Source organism: Phaeobacter sp. CC-HEC084, from assembly GCF_059429255.1.
On record NZ_JCAIJQ010000002.1, the window covers coordinates 2,057,350 to 2,078,054 of the forward strand.

Genomic DNA, 20,705 nt, shown 5'->3' on the forward strand with positions numbered 1-20,705 from the left:
ATGTGCGGCGCCACATGCGCCGCCGGGTTTGCTGTCGCAGGCGCCATAGGCACCCGCGAGGGTCCGCGGCCGGATCAGGCCGCGGGCATTCTGCCTTCGACGATTTCCGCGAACCAGCTGATGCCGGCCGGGATGATCTCGTCGTTGAAATCGTATTCGGGGTGATGCAGGCCCGCGCTAGGGCCATTTCCCAGACGGATCATCGCCCCGGGGCGCTCCTGCAGCATAAAGGAAAAGTCCTCACCGCCCATCAGGATCGGCACATCCTCGCAGATGCCAACCGCCTGCGCCGCGGCGCGGGCGTATTCCGTGGCCGCATCATCGTTGATGGTGACCGGCACGCCGATGCGCATTTCCAGCTCGACCGAGCCGCCAAAGGTCGCTGCCACGCCTTCGGCGATTTCCTTGATCCGCTTTGGGATCATCGCGCGCACGTCTTCGGAGTGGGTGCGGATGGTGCCGCGGACCTCTGCCTTGTCGGGGATCACGTTGAACGCCTTGGAAGAGGTCTCGGCGCTGGTCAGCGACATCACCGCCTTCTCCACCGGATCCATGTTGCGCGAAACGATGGTCTGCAACGCGGTGATCATATGGCACATCATCACCGTGGTATCGACGGTCATGTTCGGCTTGGCGCCATGGCCGCCGCGCCCGCTCAGATGCAGGGTGAATTCGTCGACCGAAGCTAGGATCGGCCCGGGACGGATGGCAAATGTGCCTGCTTCGATGCCGGGGCTGTTGTGGATGGCATAGACTTCGTCGATGCCGAAACGCTCCATCATCCCGTCTTTGACCATGGCCTCGCCGCCATTGCCGCCTTCTTCGGCAGGCTGGAAAATCATCACAGCGGTACCGTCAAAATTGCGGGTCTCCGCAAGGTATTTGGCTGCTCCCAGCAGCATTGCGGTGTGACCGTCATGGCCGCAGGCGTGCATCGCGTTGGGGATCTTGGAGGCATGCGGCAGGCCGGTCTGTTCCTGCATTGGCAGCGCGTCCATATCGGCGCGCAGACCGATGGCACGCCCCTTGCTGTCGCTCTTGCCGCGGATCACCGCAACGACGCCGGTGCGGCCGATCCCGGTCACGACCTCATCACAGCCAAATTCTTTCAGCTTTTCCGCCACCAGGGCAGAGGTGCGGTGGGTGTCGTAAAGGATCTCGGGGTTTTCGTGGATGTCGCGGCGCCAGGCTGCGACCTCTTTCTGAAACTCTGCGGCGCGGTTCTTGACTGGCATTCTCGATCTCCTCAGGCGGCGGGCATACGTCGTTCGACCAGTTCGGCGAACCAGCTGCACCCCAGCGGGATGGCATTGTCGTCAAACACATAGGCCGGGTGGTGGCACATGGCGGTGTCACCATTGCCGAGGAACATATAGGCGCCGGGGCGCTCCTCCAGCATATAGGCGAAATCCTCGGATGGCATGATCGGGTCCGTGTTGTCGACCACATCGGCAGAGACTGCACGGGCAGCTTCGACGGCGTAACCCGTCTCTTCCTCGGTGTTGATGGTGACGGGATAGCCCGGCGACCATTCGACCTTTGCCTCGGCGCCATAGGCGGCAGCGACGTTCTCCGCGATCTGGCGAACCCAGCCTTCGGCCTGCTGGCGATACTCAGTATCGAGGGTGCGCACGGTGCCCTGCAGACGAGCGGTATGCGCAATCACGTTGGAGGCGGTGCTGTCGGTTTCAAAGGTGCCGACGGTCAGGACCACGCGTTTCACCGGGTTCACATTGCGCGACACGATGGAATGCAGCGACACCACGATCTGCGACGCCACCAAAGTCGTGTCGATGGCATCATGCGGCGCCGCCGCATGGCCGCCCTTGCCTGTCACGGTGATTTCGAATTCATCCGAGGACGCCAGCAGGGCCCCGGGGCGGATAGCAAACTGCCCGACAGGCAGGCCCGGCATATTGTGGAGACCATAGACCTCCTGAATACCCCAGCGCTCCATCAGCCCGTCATCGCACATCGCCTTGCCGCCAGCGCCACCTTCTTCGGCAGGCTGGAAGATCAGCACGACCTTGCCATCAAAGTTGCGCGTCTCGGACAGGTATTTCGCCGCCCCCAGCAGGATCGAGGTGTGACCATCGTGGCCACAGGCGTGCATCACGCCCGGCGTTTTCGAGGCATAGTCGACACCCGAGGCTTCGGTGATGGGCAGCGCGTCCATATCCGCGCGCAACCCGATGACCCGGCCCGAGGTGTTGGTCTTACCTTCGATCACCGCGACGACGCCGGTGCGGCCGATGCCGGTGGTGATATCGGTGAGACCAAATTCCTTCAGCCGTTCCTCCACAAATCCGGCGGTCTTGTGAACCTCGTACATCAGTTCCGGATTCTCATGCAGGTGGCGGCGCCATTTGGTGATTTCATCCTGCAGATCGGCAAAACGGTTTTTGACTGGCATCCTGTTCCTCTTGCGTTGTGCCCGCACGGCTGCGGTTCCGGGGCACTGTCAGTCAATTAAGTTGCGTTAGCAAGTATCACAAGCAGACGAGCTGCCATGCAAAACGCGTCAAAGCGAACCAATTTTGACCTCCGAAATTTCGCCCCCATTAAATCAATGACTTAACCCGAACCAATTTGCAGATTTGCACTACTGCATTGGTTCGCCCCCGCAAAAATATTTGTATTTGCACAAAATAGCGGCCCAGGGAGTGGGCTAATGAAAACGGGCTGCATCGCCCTGCGATACAGCCCGTCCGTGTTCAGAATATGCATCAGGCGCCCAAGCACCGCGCCCTTGGATCAGGCCGCCAGCCGGTCCACCAACTGCCGCATGAAATCGTGACCAGCGTTGAACTGAGCGACGGTGATAAATTCATTCGGCTGGTGCGCCTGGGCAATATCGCCGGGGCCGCAGATGACAGCGGAATAGCCCGCTTCCTGGAATTGCCCCGCTTCGGTGCCATAGCTGACCACGTGGGTGCCATTGTCCCCGGTGATCATCCGCACCAGCGTTTCCGCTGCGCCCTCCTGTTCGGGGACGAGGCCCGGAACGTTGAACTTCTTTTCGATCTCGATTCGCGCCTCCGGGTGCACTGCCTGCATCTCGGCTTCGATGCGGCGCACCTCGGCCAGATAAGCCTCTCCCCAGTCGGCCGCGTTTTCGCCGGGCACCACGCGGAAATCCATCACGAACCGGCAATCCTTGGCGGTGATGTTATGCGCCGTGCCACCTTCGATCATGCCGACGTGGCAGGTGGTATAGGGCGGCGTGAACATCGCCGGGATCTCCTCCGGCTCGGCAGCCGCATTTTCCGCATTACGGTGGTTAGCCCAGTCGATCAACCGCGCCCCCTGCATCACCGCGCTGACCCCGGTGTGCATCAGCGAGCTGTGCACCTCAAAACCGATCAGATGCGTGTCATAGCCGATACCGCCCTTGTGGCCGGTCACCGCCTTCATCATCGACGGCTCGCCGACGATGACCGCGCCGCCCTTGGGCAGCACGGGCTGCATGGCCTCGATCATCGGCGGGGCGCCGGTGCAGCCAATTTCCTCGTCAAAGGAAAGCGCCAACTGCAGCGGACGATTTACGCCGCGCCGGTGCGCCTCGACCAGCGCCCAGATCGCCAGCGCGTCGAAGCCTTTCATGTCGCAGCAGCCGCGCCCGTAGTATTTGCCGTCACGCTCCACCACGGTGAAAGGATCGCTGTCCCAGGGCTGGCCGTCGACCGGCACCACATCGGTATGGCCGGACAGGACCACCGCCCCTTCGACCATCGGTCCGGCATGGGCAAAGACCGCAGCCTTGTGCGGCTGATCGGGATCGACCCAGCGGTGCGGCGTGATGCCATGGCTGCTCAGGTACTCTTCGACCCATTCGACCAGCGGCAGATTCGTGTCCCGGCTGACGGTGGGAAAGGAAACCAGTTTCTCCATCAGCTCCAGCGGCGTCAGAATATCAGCCACAGGATCAATACCCACTGTCGGTGGTCAGAACGAAATGGCCCGGCTCAAGCTCAAGGTACTCCGACGGCTCCGGCTTGTAATCCGTGCCGTGAATGGGCGAGGGAATCGGTTTGAAGTTCAGATCTTTCTCGCTCTTACGCTTGCGCGGATCGGCGATAGGCACGGCCTTCATCAGCGCCTGGGTATAGGCGTGCAGCGGGTTGGCAAAGACGCGGTCGCGCGGGCCGATTTCAACGATCCGGCCCAGATACATCACGCCCACCTGATGGCTGACGCGTTCGACGACGGCCATGTCGTGGCTGATGAACAAGAAGGACAGCCCCAATTCGGCCTGCAGTTCCATCATCAGGTTCAGAACCTGCGCCTGCACCGATACGTCCAGCGCCGAGACCGCCTCGTCCGCGACGATCAGTTTAGGATTGAGCGCCAGCGCCCGGGCAATGGCGATTCGTTGCCGCTGACCACCGGACATTTCATGCGGATAGCGGCGCATGAAGCTGCGCGGCAGGTGCACACGGTCAAACAGCGAGGCAACGCGATCCTGCAGTTCCGAGCCCGAGGCAAGCCCGTAGTTACGCATCGGTTCAGCCACCTGATCCAAGAGCTGCATCTGCGGATTGAGCGAGGCAAAGGGATCCTGGAAGATCATCTGCATGTCGAGACGCGCCTTGTGCATCTGCGAGTTGCTGAGCCCCAGAATATCGCGCCCCTCGAAATTTACCTGCCCCGACATGGGTTCGACCAGACGGAGAATCGAGCGTCCGGCGCTGGATTTACCACAACCGGATTCGCCGACCAGCGACAGGGTCTGGCCCTTGAACACCTTGAACGAGACGTCCTCGACCGCGTGCACATTGGCAACCGTACGGCGCAGCACCCCGCCTTTGACCGGGAAACGGGTGGTCAGGTTCTTAACCTCAAGAAGCACCTCATCGGTGCCCTTGATCGGTTCGATCTTCTGGTCCTCGACGCCCATCAGTTTCATCGGTTCGGGGTAGTCCTTACCGATCATCTCGCCAAGTTTTGGCACGGCGGCCAGCAGGGCGCGGGTATAGTCGTGCTGCGGGTTTTCAAAGATCTCGGTGACGGTGCCTTCTTCGACCTTGTTGCCGCGGAACATAACCACCACGCGGTCCGCCATTTGCGCCACAACCGCCATATCGTGGGTGATGAACATCACTGCAGTGCCGGTTTCCCGCTTCAGCCGGTCCATCAGGGCCAGAATTTCAGCCTGAATGGTCACATCAAGCGCGGTGGTCGGCTCATCCGCAATCAGAAGGCGCGGCTCACAGGCCATCGCCATCGCGATCACCACACGCTGACGCATACCGCCGGACAGCTCATGCGGGTATTGCTTCAGGCGCCGTTCGGGTTCGGGGATGCGCACCTGACGCAAAAGTTCCAGCGCCCGCTCTTCTGCCTGTTTTTTAGTCATGTTCTTGTGGATGCGCAGACCTTCGGTCAGCTGGCGCCCCACTGTGAACACCGGATTGAGCGCAGTCATCGGCTCCTGGAAGATCATTCCGATCTCGTTGCCGCGAATCTGCTTCATCATCTCCTGTTCGGCCTTGGCCAGGTCGGTGGTTTCACCGCCACGGCCATTGAACAGCAGTTCCCCACCCGCGATTTCGCCGCCGCCGAACTCGACGAGACGCATCAGGGAGAGGGAAGAAACCGATTTCCCCGAACCGGATTCGCCCACGATACAAACGGTTTCGCCCGGGTTGACGTCAAACGAGACATCCTCAACCCCGACGACCGGGCCGTCCTTGGTCTGAAATTCGACCCGCAAGCCCTTAATTTGTGCAATTGGTTGGTCCAGCACCCCAGTCGTCCCCTTATCGGTAAATCGTTATCCGCTGCATCGTTGGCAGTCTTTCAAGGCCGAGATGTAAGCTGATCATTGAAGCTTCGTCAAACCAATGGGCGGCGTTAAGCGAAATTTTGGATCCGAAGGCTTGCAATTTCCGCAAACTCTGTTTCGATACCTCCCAGTGTCTGCCCGAGCAATCTGGCGCGCAGCACCGGCCATGGCCGAAGCTGGCGCATTAGATTTCAATCGTTTAACGCGTGGGGCGGAACGACAAACCATCCGCAATCTTGCGGCAACAGGCTGGGCCACGCATCGCCCGGCCGCAAAAAGACACAAGAACACCGTTTCTGTGTTCGACAAGGAGAGTGTGAAAATGAAACTCAAGACCCTTTTGATGGGGGCTATTGCTTCTGCAGCGCTTGCTCCGGCAGCGTTTGCCGAGCGCGGCACCGACGGTCAGGTGAACATCATCTACTGGCAGGCGCCCTCGATCATGAACCCGTTCCTGTCGGGCGGCACCAAAGACGTTGAAGCCTCCTCGCTGGTCATCGAACCTCTGGCGCGCTACGACCCCAACGGTGCAATGGTTCCCTTCCTGGCCGAAGAGATCCCGACCGTCGCCAATGGCGGTGTGAGCGAAGACCTGACTTCCATCACCTGGAAGATCAAGGCGGGCCTCACCTGGTCTGATGGCACCCCCTTCACCTCCAAAGACGTGAAGTTCACCTACGACTACTGCACCCATCCCGAAGGCGGCTGCGCGCAGGTCACCAAATTCGAAGGCGTGACCTCGGTCGAAACACCCGACGATCTTACCGTCAAGGTCACTTTCGAAGGCCCGACCCCCTTCCCTTACGGCCCCTTCGTTGGCGGTGAAAGCCCGATCATCCAGGCCGCTCAGTTCGCCGAATGCCTGGGCGCCAAAGCCCCCGAGTGCACCGAGGCCAACTTCAGCCCGATCGGCACCGGTCCTTTCGTGGTCGACGAGTTCAAACCGAACGACGTGATCACCCTGTCGGCCAACCCGAACTACCGTGACCCGGCCAAACCGGCCTTCGCCAAGGTACTGTTCAAAGGTGGCGGCGACGCAACTGCGGCCGGTCGTGCCGTAATGGAAACCGGCGAATTCGATTACGCCTGGAACCTGCAGCTGGCACCCGATGTGATTGCCCAGATGGAAGCAGGCGGCAAAGGCGTTGCTGTGGCAGGCTTTGGCCCGCTGGTTGAGCGCATCATGCTGAACAACACCAACCCTGATCCGGCGCTTGGCCCGGACGAGCGTTCGGTTGTACGCCCGCACCCCTTCCTGAGCGATCCTGCGGTTTACAAAGCCATGTCCATGGCGATCGACCGCCCGCTGCTGGTTGAAATCGGTTACGGCAAAGCCGGTAAAGTGACCTGTAACTGGGTTCCCGCACCTGCCGTCTACGCAGCAGATATTGCTGGCTGTGACGTTCAGGACATCGCTGGCGCCAACAAGATGCTGGACGAAGCAGGCTACAAAGACACCAACGGTGACGGCGTTCGCGAAACTCCGGATGGCAAGCCGATGAAGGTTCTGTACCAGACTTCGACCAACGCCGTGCGTCAGGACTTCCAGGCGCTGATCAAACAGTGGTGGAGCGAGATCGGTATCGAAACCGAACTGCGTAACGTCAACGCATCCGTCTTCTTCGGTGGCGACCCGGGTTCCCCGGACACCTTCCAGAAGTTCTACGCGGACGTGGAAATGTACGCCAACACCTTCAACGGCACCGACCCGCAGTCCTACTTCGGCAACGGCCTGTGCGACAAGGCACCGACTCCGGCATCCCAGTGGCAGGGTGAGAACATCTCCCGCTTCTGTGACGAAGAGTTCGACGCTCTGCACGCTGAGCTGACCAAGACTGCCGATGCAGGCAAGCGCGCCGAAATCGGCCAGCAGCTGAACACGATGATCTTCGAAAAAGGTGGCATGATCCCGCTGGTTCACCGTGGTCGTCTGTCCGGTCAATCCAACACCCTGGGTGGCCACGTCCTGAACGTCTGGGACAGCGAACTCTGGGATGCGGCTGACTGGTACCGCATCAAGTAAGGCAGGCTAGCCTCTCCTGAGGCCCCGGTGTTCCACCGGGGCCTCTTGCCATTTACGCCCAGATCCGCTTTAGCGCGCGGGCATAATGGACCCGAGGCCTCCGGCCCTGCTTCCTAATTCTGAAATCGAACATCAAAGGCGCCCACCTGATGCTGACCTTTACAATCAGGCGACTGATCCTATCGGTTCCGACGCTGCTGTTCATCAGCCTCGTGATTTTCCTGCTGCTGGAGCTCGCCCCTGGCGATCCCATGGCGCAGGTCCCGCTGACCGTCCCCCCCGAAGTAAAAGAAAAGATGCGCGAGGCCCTTGGCCTTGGCCAACCCGCCCATATCCGGTTCTGGAAGTGGCTTGTGCAGTTCTTCTGGATCGAGCCGCAGGTCATGATTGACTACTACTTCGGCTCCAATTTTTCCGAAGGCGATCTGCGCGTGATCTCCTGGCAGACCCGCTCGCCCGTCATGGACATCGTGATCCAGCGTATGCCGCAGACCCTGTGGGTTGTCGGTACCGCCTATGTGGTGGCAATCCTGATCGCCCTGCCCATCGGGATCTACTCGGCCTACCGCCAATACAGCTGGTTCGACCAGATGGGCACCTTCGTGTCCATGGTCGGCTTCTCCGTGCCGCCGTTCTTCTCCGGCGTGCTGGTCATCGTGATCTTCTCGGTGCAGCTTGGATGGTTCCCGTCGATCTATGACACCACCTTGGTCGTTGACAGCTGGGACGCCTTCGTCAAACAGCTGCAACAGATGATCATGCCAGTCATGGTGCTGGCACTGCAGATCACCGCCCAGCTGAGCCGCTTCATGCGGGCCTCGATGCTGGACAACCTCAATCAGGACTACGTACGCACCGCCCGCGCCAAGGGTCTGAGCGAATATACCGTGGTCATGGTGCACGTGCTGCGCAACTCGATGATCCCGGTTGTCACTGTGATCGCACTGGGGATCCCAGCGATCTTCGGCGGCGCCATCATCACCGAGCAGGTGTTCAAGGTGAACGGAATCGGTCAGCTACTGATCGGCGCCATTCAGGCCAACGACCTGCCGATGGTGCAAACCCTGACCTTCATCTTCGCGGTGCTGATCGTGATGTTCAATCTGATCGCCGACGTACTGTACGGCATTCTTGACCCAAGGATCCGCTATGACTGAGCTGAGCAATCCTGTCCCGAGCAACCCGCCGCGCAGCCAATGGCTGGACGTGTGGGATCAGTTCAAATCTCACCGTGGCGCCCTGATGGGTGGGGCGCTGTTCCTGTTCATCATTCTGGCCGTGTATCTAGGCCCCATGTTCTGGGATATCGAAGCCACCAGGATCGATATCCGCGCGCGGAACCAGGGTCCAAGCTGGGCGCATCCCTTCGGCACCGACCAATTGGGCCGGGATATGCTGGCCCGGATGATGGCCGGTGGATCGACCTCCGTTTCGGTGGGCCTGACGGCCATGCTGCTGGCGCTGTTCCTGGGCTCATTCGTGGGTGTTGTCGCGGGTTTTTTCAAGAAGCTGGACGGGCCGCTGATGCGTCTCACCGACCTGTTCCTTGCGCTGCCCCTGCTGCCGCTTCTGCTGGTGATGATGCTGTTGTTCCGCGAACCGCTGAACGCGGCCTTTGGCCCCGAACAGGGGATCTTCATCCTGATCGTGACCTCGATCGGCGTGACCAGCTGGATGCCCACGGCGCGGATCGTGCGTGGCGATGTGCTGGCCATCAAGGAGCGTGAATTCGTTCTGGCGGCCCGCTCCATCGGTACCTCGGATGGCAAGCTTATCACCCGACACATCCTGCCGAACGTGCTGTCGCCGATCATGGTCTCCGCGACGCTGGGGATCGCCACCGCGATTATCACCGAAAGCTCGCTGTCGTTCCTTGGTCTTGGCTTCCCGCCGGACTTCCCAACCTGGGGCCGTCTGCTGTTTGATGCCACCGACTATCTGCAGCAGTACCCTGAGCGCGTGTTCTGGCCCGGTATGGCGATCTCGCTGACCGTTCTCAGCGTCAACTATCTGGGTGACGGCCTGCGTGATGCGCTGGATCCGCGTATCCGGGGCCGCTGAGCCGCAAGCTAGACGGGACACACCCGCACATATTCAAATAAGAACATAACCACCGGCCGCCCCAACAGGGCGGCCGGTTTGTTTTGGGGCACCCCGCCCCATCTGGATTCATTTTCTGCCAGCCCTCCGCTACCGGGAACTTTGTCCTGCAGATACCCGTCGACAACTGCGATACTGGCCTTGCTCGCTTGGATATTTCGCGCCATTTCGGGAAAAAGTTCCGATTTCCGGTATGGAGAGTATCATGTTCGAAACGTTCGGTTTTGAAGAGACCACCGCACGCCAGGCTTCTGTCCTGTTCGCGTTGGGGCTGGGCCTTGTCTTTGGCGCGCTGGCGCAATTGACCCGGTTCTGCCTGCGGCGCACCATCGACGGCAGTGACCGCCGCGAAGCCGCTGGCGTCTGGGCCATGGCGCTGGCCATTGCTGTGCTCGGCACCCAGGCCGCTGTCCTGCAGGGCTGGATCAGCTTTGACGATCACCGCCTACTCGCCGCAGATCTGCCGGTGCTGGCCGTCATCGCCGGTGGTCTGATGTTCGGTGTCGGCATGATCCTGACCCGGGGCTGCGTGTCCCGGCTGATGGTTCTCAGCGGCAGTGGCAACCTGCGCGCCCTGCTGGTGATCTCGGTCTTTGCGATCACCGCCCATGCCACGCTGAAGGGTGTTCTGGCGCCACTGCGCACCAGCCTTGGCGCCGTCACTGTTCCGCTTGGCGATTACGCGACGCTGGCGGCCCTGCCCGGCGGCGCGCTCGTCTGGGGCCTGCTGATTGCGCTCGCCGCACTTGCCATTGCCCTGCGCTCTGGCAACCGTATCCCCGTGCTGGCTGGCGCGGCTGTGATTGGCCTGCTGGTCCCGCTGGCCTGGGTCGGCACTGGCTTTGTGCTGTTTGACGAATTCGATCCCATCGCGATGGAAAGCCTGTCCTTCACCGCGCCGTCTGCTGACACCCTGTTCTACGTCGTCGCCTCCAGCGCCGTCTCCGGCAGCTTTGGCACCGGTCTGGTGGGTGGCGTTCTGGTCGGCGCACTTGTTGCGGCCCTGCTGACCGGACAGTTCAAGTGGCAGAGCTTTGAAAGCCCCGCCCAGACAGGACGCTATCTGGCAGGTGCCGTGCTAATGGGCATCGGCGGCGTGCTGGCCGGTGGCTGCACCGTTGGCGCCGGTCTGGCCGGGGTTCCCACCCTTGGCGTGGCTGCCCTGCTGGCGATCCTGTCGATCCTGCTGGGCGGCAGCCTCACCCAGGTGCTGCTCAGTGCAGACCCTTCCGGATCCGCCGGACGGCAAGCCACACCAGCCCCACAACCGGCAGAGTGATCAGCGCGGTCATCATCCCCTTGCTGAGCCCCAGCGGCCCGGCAAGGGGATAAAGCGCATAGGACGCCAGCGACACCGCATAGTAGCTGATTGCCACCACAGACAGCCCCTCGACCGTATGCTGAAGCCGCAGCGCCATATCGGCGCGGCGGTCCATGCTTTCCAGCAAGGCCTGATTCTGCGCGCTGCGCTCCACATCCACCCGGGTGCGCAAAAGCTCCCCCGCCCTGCGTGCCCGATCAGCCAGCGTCACCAGCCGCTTTTCGGTGGACTTCACCGTACGCATGGCCGGCTCATAGCGGCGCAGCATGAATTCTGCGAAGGTCTGGAAGCCTTCCAGGCGTTCCTCCCGCAACAGCCTGATCCGCTGGTTCACCAGCGCCTCATAAGCGCCGGTGGCGCCAAAGCGGAAGGCCGCGCGGGCGGCCATCGCCTCCAGCTCGGCCGAGACCGTCAGAAGGTGCGACAGGGTCTGTTCTGCCGGAACGCTGCTGCCGGTCATTTCCGCCATAATTTCACTCAGATGGGTGTCCAGCCCTCCGATGGTAGGCGACAATCCCCGGGCACGGGAAAAGCCCAGCATCGACATGGCGCGATAGGTCTCGATCTCGCACAAGCGCTGCACGATGCGGCCAATCCTGCGGCTGCCTGTTTCGCGGTTCACAAAGGCAGCAAACCGCATGTGCCCCGCCGGATCGATCCGGAAATCCCCGGCCACCACCGCATTGTCGTCCAGCACCTGCGACACCGCCATGCTTTCGGGCACCAGCCAGTCCTGCAGCTTTGATTTGATTTCCGCCGTGTCCGGACGCGGCAGGACACGCAGCATCAGTGAGGTGATCCGCTGCCCCGGCGCCTGTTCCAGCCAATCGCCAGGCAGCACCTCGAAATCAACCGGATCAAAGGGCCGTTCGCTGACACCGTCACTGTAGAGCGTGTAGCTGACGAATTCGGTGTGCTGTTCCCACTTCAGGGTGTGGCGCCCCAGCTGGGCCGCATGATGGGTGGCGCCCGGTTTCGGGTGCGGCGCGCCGTGGCGGTCCAGCAGATCGATCAGATGCGCAAGATCCAAGCCGCGGTCCCGGTGCACGGCTTCCTCGGGCTGTTTTACCGCCAGATAGATCACGGTGCTTGGGCTTTTCATGGTCGGAAAAGGACGCGCGTGCAGCTCATTGGCAAGCTGATAGCGCAACGGGTGATCCTGGATCGGGGGCATCACGGTCTCCACTGGTACAGGGCGACCATAGCCAAAACCACAAGACCTGTAAAGAATGCATGTAATTCAATACCTTAGCAGGATACAACAGTATACAACGCGGCCGCATGCAGCATAGGCTAGCCGCAGAATGTAGAAAAGGCGCCCCACAAGAGGCGCCTTTTCCGAGTGTTACAGCCCGCAGGCCTGTGGAACTGATCAGCTGATCTTGGTCAGCAGATCGTCCAGAGATTTTTTCGCATCGCCGTAGAACATCCGGGTGTTCTCTTTGTAGAACAGCGGGTTCTCGATACCCGAGTAACCGGTGCCCTGGCCGCGCTTGGACACGAAGACCTGTTTCGCCTTCCAGCATTCCAGCACCGGCATGCCGGCGATGGGGCTGTTGGGGTCTTCCTGTGCAGCAGGGTTCACGATGTCATTGGAACCAATAACGACGGCCACATCGGTCTCCGGGAAGTCCTCGTTGATCTCGTCCATTTCCATAACGATATCATAAGGCACCTTCGCTTCGGCCAAGAGAACGTTCATGTGGCCCGGCAGACGACCCGCAACCGGGTGAATCGCAAAGCGCACGTTCTTGCCCTTGGCGCGCAGACGCTTAGTCAGCTCGGAAACCGACTGCTGTGCCTGTGCAACGGCCATACCGTAGCCCGGGATGATGATGATGTTGTCGGCCTCTTCAAGAGCCTGTGCAACACCGTCAGCGTCGATCGCAACCTGTTCGCCCTCTACTTCCATCGCAGGACCCGAAGTGCCGCCAAAGCCGCCCAGGATCACCGAGATGAAGGAGCGGTTCATCGCCTTACACATGATGTAAGAGAGGATCGCACCCGAGGAGCCAACCAGCGCACCCACAACGATCAGAAGGTCGTTGCCAAGGGAGAAACCGATCGCCGCCGCGGCCCAGCCCGAGTAGCTGTTCAGCATCGAAACAACCACCGGCATGTCGGCGCCGCCGATGCCCATGATCAGGTGGTAGCCGATGAACAGCGCCATCAGGGTCATCAGGAACAGCGGCAACAGCGCGCCAGTGTTGAAGTACCAGATCAGAGCCAGCAAAGAGATCGCCGCCGCGCCTGCGTTCAGCATGTGACCGCCGGGCAGTTTCGTCGCTGCCGAGCCAACCTTGCCCGCCAGTTTACCATAGGCAATGACAGAGCCGGTAAAGGTCACAGCACCGATGAAGATACCGAGGAACAGCTCGACCCGCAGAATTGCGATCTCGACGCCGTCCTTCTTGGCCAGCAGCTTGGCAAAGCCATCAAGCGAGGCCTTGGCGCTGTCGTCCATGGCCATAACGCGGCCCAGTTCGACATGGGCGATAAAGCCCACGAAAACCGCCGCCAGACCGACCAGCGAGTGCATCGCCGCAACCAGTTCCGGCATCTGGGTCATCTGCACCCGGTTGGCCAGGAAGTAGCCGATGATGCCGCCACCAGCGATCAGCACCAGCGACAGCAGCCACAGGCCCGAACCGGGGCCGATCAGCGTGGCGAAAACCGCCAGCGCCATGCCAGCGATCCCGTACCAGACCGCACGTTTTGCGCTTTCCTGTCCCGACAGACCACCCAGCGAGAGGATGAAGAGAACAGCCGCGACCACATAGGCCGCCGTGGTAAATCCGTATTCCATCTGTTTTCCCTCGCTCTTAAGACTTCTGGAACATGGCGAGCATGCGCCGTGTCACAAGGAAGCCGCCGAAAATATTGATACCGGCCATGAAGACCGAGAGCGCTGCCAGCAGGATCACCAGGAAGGAGCCGGAGCCGATCTGCATCAGCGCGCCCAGGATGATGATCGAGGAGATCGCGTTGGTCACCGCCATCAGAGGTGTGTGCAGGCTGTGCGCCACGCCCCAGATCACCTGGAAGCCGACAAAGACCGCCAGAACGAAGACGATAAAGTGCTGCATGAAGCTGGCTGGAGCCACGAGCCCCACGCCCAAGAGCAGCGCTGCGCCGATCACCAAGAGGGTGACCTGTTGCTTGGTCTGCTGCTTGAAGGCGGCGATTTCCTGCGCGCGTTTTTCTTCCGCGGTCAGTTCTTTCGGCGCCTCGGGCTTCTTCTGCGCCGCGATGGCCTGAACCTTTGGCGGCGGCGGCGGGAAGGTGATTTCCTTGTCGAAAGTCACCGTTGCGCCGCGGATCACGTCGTCTTCCATGTCATGCACGATCTGACCGTCCTTTTCAGGGGTCAGGTCGGTCATCATGTGACGGATGTTGGTCGCATAAAGTGTCGAGGACTGCGCGGCCATACGGCTCGGGAAGTCGGTGTAGCCGATGATGGTGACGCCGTTGTCGGTGACAACTTTCTCATCCATCACGGTGCCTTCGACGTTACCGCCCTTTTCGGCTGCAAGGTCGACGATGACAGAACCCGGCTTCATCGCCGCAACCATGTCCTCAAGCCAGAGCTTGGGCGCTTCGCGGTTGGGGATCAGCGCGGTGGTGATCACGATGTCCACTTCGGGGGCCAGTTCGCGGAACTTTGCGAGCTGTGCTTCGCGGAACTCGGGGCTGGAGACGGCCGCATAGCCGCCGGTCGCCGCGCCGTCCTGCTGTTCCTCTTCGAAATCGAGGTAGACGAACTCAGCGCCCATCGATTCGACCTGCTCTGCCACTTCGGGGCGCACGTCAAACGCATAAGTCACAGCGCCTAGGCTGGTGGAGGCGCCGATGGCTGCCAGACCGGCCACACCTGCGCCCACGACCAGAACCTTCGCCGGGGGCACCTTGCCCGCAGCGGTGATCTGACCGGTGAAGAAACGGCCGAAGTTGTTGCCTGCCTCGATCACGGCACGGTAGCCGGCGATATTCGCCATCGAGGACAGCGCGTCCATCTTCTGCGCGCGGCTGATGCGCGGCACCATTTCCATGGCGATGACATTGGCGCCCTTGGAGCGGGCCAGTTCCAGGCCTTCCTCGTTGCCACCGGGATTGAAGAAGGAGATCAGCGTCTTACCCGCTGTCATCCGCTTCAATTCGGTGTCGGTCGGAATGCGCACCTTGGCGACGATATCCGATGTCTTCCACAGCGCGGCTGCGGTTTTCACGATTTCGACGCCAGCCTCTTCATAGGCGGCATCGCTGAAACCGGCCAGTTGACCGGCACCGGTTTCGATGGCGCAGTCATAGCCCAGCTTTTGCAGCTGCTTGGCAGAGTCCGGCGTCATCGCGACGCGCGCCTCGCCTTTCATTACTTCCTTTGGTGTACCTATTCTCACCTTGTCGGTCCCCCTCGTCTTGCCCGTGCCAGCAAAGCACCGGGTACGGATCGCAAATATTTTGATTATCCTGCGCAACATTTTTGCGCAAGCGTTTCGCCGCGTCGCCGCATCATTTTGCCGCGACGCCGCATGACCTTTAGACCCAGCGGCGTACCTTTCCTTCGTAGCGCGCCCAGTCCTGACGGAATGTCCGCCGCATTCTGTTTTCTTCGGGTTCGATGAATCGCCGTTCCAGAATCCAGACGAAAATCGGAACCAGCGGCAAGGACAGCACCGCGTCAAACCGCAGGATCAGCCCCGCCAGAACTAGAATATCGCCCAGATAAATGGGATTGCGGCTGCGGCTGAAGATCCCCGATTGCACCAAGCGGCTTGGTGTCTGGTGGGGAATGATGGTGGTGTGCTGGCGCCGCATCTCGACCACCGCAAGCAGCATCAGAAGGATGCCCCCCCCGACCAATATTCCACCAAGGAAATCCGCCCACGCCCCGCCAAAGGTCAGCCCATAGGGCATATAGCTGGCCTGCAGCCACGCCAGGATAAGGCAGGCAAACAACCAGACGGGAGGCATATCAATCCAGCGCATCAGGCGCACACCATCGCGATATCCGGGGCAGAGTACAAGTTCATCGAGCGCAAAGTCCTCTTATCCGGCCGACAGGTCCAGCCCGCGGCGCCGTTGTGCGCAAAGAAAAGGACAAAATGTCCAAAATGGCCCCAAAACGGCGAATCTGTTCCGGGATGCGGCATGATCCTGCACAATTCTACGGGCTTTCCTACGTATACTTTTGCATGCTGACCGGGTGCGGGGTCATTCCCACTCCATTTCCTCGAAGACCCGCCCGGCGTTCTTGGTAGCGAGTTCCTCGAAGGTATCGAGCCCCTTCCAGCGTTCCTGGTCCACATAGTAAGCGCCAGCCAGATCACCACCCTCGTCGATATGGGCGCCGATCTTCGCTCGCAGATCTGTGAGGTAGTCGTAGGTGTAGCGGCGCACCTGCGCGAGGTTGGTCGGATGGCCATGCCCCGGGATCACATAGGTCGGGTTCAGCGGCTCCATCTTGGTCTCCCAGGTTTCCAGCCAGCAGGAGGTACAGGTCCCCTCAAAGATCGGCAGCATGCGTTCGTGAAAGGCCATGTCCCCGGCAATCAGCATGTTCCATTGCGGCAGCCAGACCTGCGTATCGCCCGGGTCATGCGCCGGTCCCATGTGCATGACCTTGATCTCTACTCCGCCAAGAGTCAGGTCGTAATTGTCTTCAAAACTTAGGTTTGGCGTCACGATCCGGGTGCCTTCGGCCTTGTCGCGGTTGTAGCGCTCCATGCCCTGCAAGATGAAATCGGCCTCTTCGGTGAAGGCTTCGATCGCATCCACATGCGCCAGAATATCGACGCCCTGATCGACCCAGTAGGAATTGCCAAGCATCGCATGGCCCTGGCCGTTTTCATTGATCACCAGCACCACCGGCTGTTCGGTAACCGCTTTGATTTCATCGTGCAGCGCCGCCGCCAGACGCACCGAAGCGCCGCCGTTGATGACCACGACGCCCTCACCGGTCACGATAAATGACAAATTGTTGTTGTGTCCTGAGTTCTCGTAGGTCGGCGGCGCGGTGGCTCCGATGGCGGAAAACACATGCGGGATCACCTCGACCGGCTTGGAGTAAAGCTCGGATTGCGGGTACTGATCGGCGATGTCTTCGCTGGCCCATGCGGCGCCTGCGCTAAATGTCGCGATCAATGCAGCGGAAAAAATCGGTTTCATGGTGTCCTCCCAAAACAGCTGCGCAATAATTCACACTTATGAATATGATTGTAAATGGTCCCGGTGGAAAACCTTTGCCCAAGAGTGCCGACACGGAATTGTGACGGGACGGCTTTCTTGCCCTGCCCCGGCATGCCGTTAGGCTGGACGCAAACACGGGAGGACCGAACAACATGACATCACAAGACACGACATCGCTGGCAGGAAAACATGCGCTGGTCACGGGCGGCGGCACCGGGATCGGCCTAGCCATCGCCCGCGCCCTGGCCGCGCAAGGCGCCGAAGTCACCATCACCGGGCGCCGCCAAGAGGTGCTGGAGGAGGTCGCCACCAAGGGCCTGCACCCCATGGCGATGGATGTGCGCGACGAAGACGACATCGTGACCAAGATCCAGGCCGCCGTCGATGCGCGGGGCCCGATCCAGATCTGCGTCGCAAATGCCGGCGTTGCCGAGGGCAAAGCCCTACACAAGACCACGCTCGATTTCTGGCGCAACATGATGGCGACCAATCTGGACGGTGCCTTCCTGACCATCCGCGAGTGTCTGAAATCCATGCGCGAAACCGATTGGGGCCGGGTGATCACCGTCTCCTCAATCGCGGGGCTGCGCGGACTCAAGGGCGGTGCCTGCTATTCCGCCAGCAAACACGGCATGATCGGCCTCACCCGTGCGCTGAGCGAGGATTACCTCGGCACGCCCTTCACCTTCAACGCGATCTGCCCCGGCTACGTAGATACCCCCATCGTGGAGCGAAACATCACCTCGATCTCGGCCCGCGCCGGTGTCAGCGAAGATGAAGCGCTGAAGATCATGACCCACGCCAACCGCCACCAGCGTCTGATCGAGCCGGAAGAAGTCTCGGCGGCGGCTATGTGGCTCTGCGGTCCCGGATCACAATCCATCAATGGGCAGACCATCGAAATCTCCGGCGGCCAGACCTGATCGCAGCAATAGCCCCGCACCACATTGCGCCGCCGGATTTCCGGCGGCGTTTTTGCGTGTCCTACAGAAATACCACACGCACTGGACAGGTTTTTGAATATCGGATACAAAATCCGAAACCTTCAAGCTTGAAACAGTTCAGGCCCTTCTTTTCAGCCCGCCAGACGAGGTTCCGATGACCGATTTTGCCGCCACCAAGGCCATGTTCGACCTGCCCGAAGGGGTGATCTACCTCGACGGGAACTCACTGGGCCCCCTGCCCAGCGCCGCCAAGGACCGCGTCGCCAACATGATGACCGAGGAATGGGGCAAGATGCTGATCACCGGCTGGAACAAGGCCGGATGGATGCAGAAATCCACGGCTGTCGGCAACCGCATCGCCCGGCTGATCGGCGCCGAAGAAGATCACGTGATCATGGGGGATACCCTGTCGATCAAGGTCTATCAGGCCGTCGCCTCGGCGCTGGAAATGAACCCGAGCCGCAAGGTGGTTCTGTCGGACAACGGCAACTTCCCGTCTGACCTCTACATCGTGCAAGGGCTGCTTAAATCGCTTGGCGCCGAGTACGAGTTGCGCGTCGTCGACCCCGAGGCGGTTGCCGAGAACATCACCGATGATGTCGCTGTGCTGATGCTGACCGAGGTGGATTACCGCACCGGACGCAAGCACGACATGAAGACCCTCACCGCCAAGGCCCATGAGGCAGGCGCCCTGACGGTCTGGGATCTGGCGCATTCCGCAGGTGCCCTGCCGGTGGATCTGGCAGGCTGCAAGGCTGATTTCGCGGTCGGCTGTACCTACAAATACCTCAACAGCGGCCCCGGCGGCCCCGCCTTCATCTATGTGGCGCCGCGCCACGCCGAGGTCGCCCGTCCGGCGCTCTCTGGCTGGCTGGGACACGAGGCACCCTTTGCCTTTGATCTTGATTATCGGCCAGGCCGCGGCATCGAACGCATGCGGGTCGGCACGCCACCGGTGATCCAGTTGACCTCGCTGGAAGCAGCGATGGACATCTGGGACCAGGTCGACATGCAGGATCTGCGGGCAAAATCCATCGAACTCTGTGATCTGTTCATCGCCGAGGTCGAAGCCGCCTGCCCCGAGTTGGAGCTTGCTTCGCCCCGCGATGGCAACCAGCGTGGCAGCCAGGTCTCCTTCCGCTTCCGCGAAGGCTATGCCGCGATGCAGGCCCTGATCGAACGCGGCGTGATCGGAGATTTCCGTGCCCCGGACATCATGCGCTTTGGCTTTACCCCGCTATATATCGACGCCGATGACGTGCGTGCCGCCGTGGCGATCGTGAAAGACGTGATGACCAACGATCTGTGGGACAATGACGCCTACAAACAACGCGCCGCCGTGACCTGATCGTGAGTGGGGCAACGCATATCCTTCCTTTGTGCAGACCTGCGGGCTGGGTGGCGCTCTGGCGCCGCCTGGCTCAGTGCTGCCGGTTAAACCGGAGGACGCTTTCCTTTCCCTGATGTATAAAAGACCAAGGAACAGGAAAGATCCAATGAGCAAATGCCCTCTTAACTCTCCCTTTGACCCGGCCGAGGACGGCGCCGAAATGTCCTTTGACGGGCGCATGTCCTATGGCGACTACCTGTCGCTGGACGCGATCCTGACAGCGCAAAAGCCGCTCAGCGACGCCCATGACGAAATGCTGTTCATCATCCAGCATCAGACCAGCGAATTGTGGATGCGCCTCGCGGTGCACGAGCTGAACGCCGCCCGCGATTGCCTGCTGGCCGGTGATTCCCGGCAGGCGTTCAAGATGCTGGCCCGGGTGGCTCGGATCTTTGAGCAGCTGAATTCGGCCTGGGATGTGCTGCGCACGATGACACCCTCGGACTACACTCATTTCCGGGATTCACTGGGGCAGAGTTCGGGCTTTCAATCCTATCAGTACCGGCTGATTGAGTTCATGCTGGGCAACCGGAACAAAGCCATGCTGCGCCCCCACGCCCATGATGCGGATGTGACAGCCCTCTTGGAGAATGAACTGTCGCAGCCCTCGCTTTACGATGTGGCCCTGCGGCTTCTGTCGAACAGCCTGCCGCTGCCTGCCCAGGTGCTGAGCCGGGATGTCTCCTTGCCCTACCAAGCCAGCGACGCGGTTATGCAGGCTTGGACCACTGTTTATCAGGCTCCCGAGACCCATTGGGAGCTGTATGAGCTGGCCGAAAAACTAGTCGATTTCGAGGATTACTTCCGCCGCTGGCGGTTCAACCATGTGACCACAGTGGAACGAGTGATCGGCTTCAAACGCGGCACCGGCGGCACTGGCGGCGTCAGCTATCTGAAACGCATGCTGGAGGTGGAGCTCTTCCCCGAACTCTGGCACCTGCGCACCGAACTCTAGG

General features: G+C 60.8%; 16 protein-coding genes. 7 read left to right on the forward strand and 9 right to left on the reverse strand.

Features of this window, described 5'->3' with window-relative positions; genetic code table 11:
- Positions 1 to 74 precede the first annotated feature (74 nt).
- The 4 genes from AC5SSZ_RS10075 to AC5SSZ_RS10090 form a co-directional block, all read right to left on the reverse strand.
- The gene (locus AC5SSZ_RS10075; RefSeq protein WP_274833522.1) at positions 75 to 1,235 is read right to left on the reverse strand and encodes a M20 aminoacylase family protein; all 1,161 of its coding nucleotides are present in this window, start codon (positions 1,233 to 1,235) and stop codon (positions 75 to 77) included.
- Between the two features lie 11 nt (positions 1,236 to 1,246).
- Positions 1,247 to 2,413 (reverse strand): M20 aminoacylase family protein, encoded by a 1,167-nt coding sequence (locus AC5SSZ_RS10080; RefSeq protein ID WP_274831808.1) that lies wholly within the window; start codon positions 2,411 to 2,413, stop codon positions 1,247 to 1,249.
- Positions 2,414 to 2,754: 341 nt separating this feature from the next.
- Positions 2,755 to 3,921, reverse strand: coding sequence for an acetylornithine deacetylase (argE, locus tag AC5SSZ_RS10085; protein WP_495438102.1), 1,167 nt, complete (start codon positions 3,919 to 3,921; stop codon positions 2,755 to 2,757).
- A gap of 4 nt (positions 3,922 to 3,925) precedes the next feature.
- A complete protein-coding gene (locus tag AC5SSZ_RS10090) occupies positions 3,926 to 5,746 on the reverse strand; it encodes an ABC transporter ATP-binding protein (protein ID WP_065273095.1) in 1,821 nt (606 codons plus the stop codon).
- Positions 5,747 to 6,107: 361 nt separating this feature from the next.
- Here AC5SSZ_RS10090 and AC5SSZ_RS10095 point away from each other — a divergent pair, with 361 nt between their 5' ends.
- The 4 genes from AC5SSZ_RS10095 to AC5SSZ_RS10110 all read left to right on the forward strand — a co-directional run bounded on the left by AC5SSZ_RS10095 (position 6,108) and on the right by AC5SSZ_RS10110 (position 11,187).
- Entirely contained in the window at positions 6,108 to 7,808 is a 1,701-nt protein-coding gene (locus AC5SSZ_RS10095) for a peptide ABC transporter substrate-binding protein (RefSeq protein ID WP_495438103.1), read from the forward strand.
- Between the two features lie 149 nt (positions 7,809 to 7,957).
- Positions 7,958 to 8,965, forward strand: a complete 1,008-nt coding sequence (locus AC5SSZ_RS10100; RefSeq protein ID WP_274828840.1) for an ABC transporter permease — start codon at positions 7,958 to 7,960, stop codon at positions 8,963 to 8,965.
- Positions 8,958 to 9,869 carry an ABC transporter permease gene (locus tag AC5SSZ_RS10105; protein WP_274828842.1) on the forward strand — a complete coding sequence of 304 codons (912 nt, stop codon included), beginning with the start codon at positions 8,958 to 8,960 and terminating at the stop codon, positions 9,867 to 9,869. Before AC5SSZ_RS10100 ends, AC5SSZ_RS10105 begins: the two co-directional genes overlap by 8 nt.
- Before the next feature lie 244 nt (positions 9,870 to 10,113).
- Positions 10,114 to 11,187 carry a YeeE/YedE family protein gene (locus tag AC5SSZ_RS10110; RefSeq protein WP_495438104.1) on the forward strand — a complete coding sequence of 358 codons (1,074 nt, stop codon included), beginning with the start codon at positions 10,114 to 10,116 and terminating at the stop codon, positions 11,185 to 11,187.
- Here the strand turns inward: AC5SSZ_RS10110 and AC5SSZ_RS10115 are convergent.
- The 5 genes from AC5SSZ_RS10115 to AC5SSZ_RS10135 all read right to left on the reverse strand — a co-directional run bounded on the left by AC5SSZ_RS10115 (position 11,123) and on the right by AC5SSZ_RS10135 (position 17,394).
- Entirely contained in the window at positions 11,123 to 12,403 is a 1,281-nt protein-coding gene (locus AC5SSZ_RS10115; RefSeq protein WP_065273090.1) for a DUF3422 family protein, read from the reverse strand. The two genes, AC5SSZ_RS10110 and AC5SSZ_RS10115, sit on opposite strands and share 65 nt — an antisense overlap.
- A gap of 198 nt (positions 12,404 to 12,601) precedes the next feature.
- Positions 12,602 to 14,035 carry an NAD(P)(+) transhydrogenase (Re/Si-specific) subunit beta gene (locus AC5SSZ_RS10120; protein ID WP_495438105.1) on the reverse strand — a complete coding sequence of 478 codons (1,434 nt, stop codon included), beginning with the start codon at positions 14,033 to 14,035 and terminating at the stop codon, positions 12,602 to 12,604.
- Between the two features lie 16 nt (positions 14,036 to 14,051).
- Entirely contained in the window at positions 14,052 to 15,626 is a 1,575-nt protein-coding gene (locus AC5SSZ_RS10125; RefSeq protein WP_065273088.1) for a Re/Si-specific NAD(P)(+) transhydrogenase subunit alpha, read from the reverse strand.
- 139 nt (positions 15,627 to 15,765) lie between these two features.
- A complete protein-coding gene (locus tag AC5SSZ_RS10130) occupies positions 15,766 to 16,215 on the reverse strand; it encodes a methyltransferase family protein (RefSeq protein WP_495438106.1) in 450 nt (149 codons plus the stop codon).
- 225 nt (positions 16,216 to 16,440) lie between these two features.
- Positions 16,441 to 17,394, reverse strand: a complete 954-nt coding sequence (locus AC5SSZ_RS10135; protein ID WP_495438107.1) for an MBL fold metallo-hydrolase — start codon at positions 17,392 to 17,394, stop codon at positions 16,441 to 16,443.
- Positions 17,395 to 17,567: 173 nt separating this feature from the next.
- Here AC5SSZ_RS10135 and AC5SSZ_RS10140 point away from each other — a divergent pair, with 173 nt between their 5' ends.
- The 3 genes from AC5SSZ_RS10140 (at position 17,568) to kynA (ending at position 20,704) form a co-directional block, all read left to right on the forward strand.
- Positions 17,568 to 18,338 carry an SDR family NAD(P)-dependent oxidoreductase gene (locus tag AC5SSZ_RS10140; protein WP_065273085.1) on the forward strand — a complete coding sequence of 257 codons (771 nt, stop codon included), beginning with the start codon at positions 17,568 to 17,570 and terminating at the stop codon, positions 18,336 to 18,338.
- A gap of 175 nt (positions 18,339 to 18,513) precedes the next feature.
- The gene (kynU, locus tag AC5SSZ_RS10145) at positions 18,514 to 19,707 is read left to right on the forward strand and encodes a kynureninase (RefSeq protein WP_495438108.1); all 1,194 of its coding nucleotides are present in this window, start codon (positions 18,514 to 18,516) and stop codon (positions 19,705 to 19,707) included.
- 148 nt (positions 19,708 to 19,855) lie between these two features.
- On the forward strand, positions 19,856 to 20,704 hold the full coding sequence (gene kynA / locus AC5SSZ_RS10150) for a tryptophan 2,3-dioxygenase (RefSeq protein WP_274831800.1): 849 nt from the start codon (positions 19,856 to 19,858) through the stop codon (positions 20,702 to 20,704).
- Position 20,705: the final 1 nt, after the last annotated feature.

Coding starts and splice junctions, on each gene's coding strand:
- AC5SSZ_RS10080 (WP_274831808.1), bottom strand. CDS start 2,413: ATGCCAGTCAAAAACCGTTTTGCCGATCTGCAGGATGAAATCACCAAA.
- kynA (WP_274831800.1), top strand. CDS start 19,856: ATGAGCAAATGCCCTCTTAACTCTCCCTTTGACCCGGCCGAGGACGGC.
- kynU (WP_495438108.1), top strand. CDS start 18,514: ATGACCGATTTTGCCGCCACCAAGGCCATGTTCGACCTGCCCGAAGGG.
- AC5SSZ_RS10140 (WP_065273085.1), top strand. CDS start 17,568: ATGACATCACAAGACACGACATCGCTGGCAGGAAAACATGCGCTGGTC.
- AC5SSZ_RS10135 (WP_495438107.1), bottom strand. CDS start 17,394: ATGAAACCGATTTTTTCCGCTGCATTGATCGCGACATTTAGCGCAGGC.
- AC5SSZ_RS10075 (WP_274833522.1), bottom strand. CDS start 1,235: ATGCCAGTCAAGAACCGCGCCGCAGAGTTTCAGAAAGAGGTCGCAGCC.
- AC5SSZ_RS10115 (WP_065273090.1), bottom strand. CDS start 12,403: ATGCCCCCGATCCAGGATCACCCGTTGCGCTATCAGCTTGCCAATGAG.
- AC5SSZ_RS10095 (WP_495438103.1), top strand. CDS start 6,108: ATGAAACTCAAGACCCTTTTGATGGGGGCTATTGCTTCTGCAGCGCTT.
- AC5SSZ_RS10110 (WP_495438104.1), top strand. CDS start 10,114: ATGTTCGAAACGTTCGGTTTTGAAGAGACCACCGCACGCCAGGCTTCT.
- AC5SSZ_RS10105 (WP_274828842.1), top strand. CDS start 8,958: ATGACTGAGCTGAGCAATCCTGTCCCGAGCAACCCGCCGCGCAGCCAA.
- AC5SSZ_RS10120 (WP_495438105.1), bottom strand. CDS start 14,035: ATGGAATACGGATTTACCACGGCGGCCTATGTGGTCGCGGCTGTTCTC.
- AC5SSZ_RS10100 (WP_274828840.1), top strand. CDS start 7,958: ATGCTGACCTTTACAATCAGGCGACTGATCCTATCGGTTCCGACGCTG.
- AC5SSZ_RS10130 (WP_495438106.1), bottom strand. CDS start 16,215: ATGCGCTGGATTGATATGCCTCCCGTCTGGTTGTTTGCCTGCCTTATC.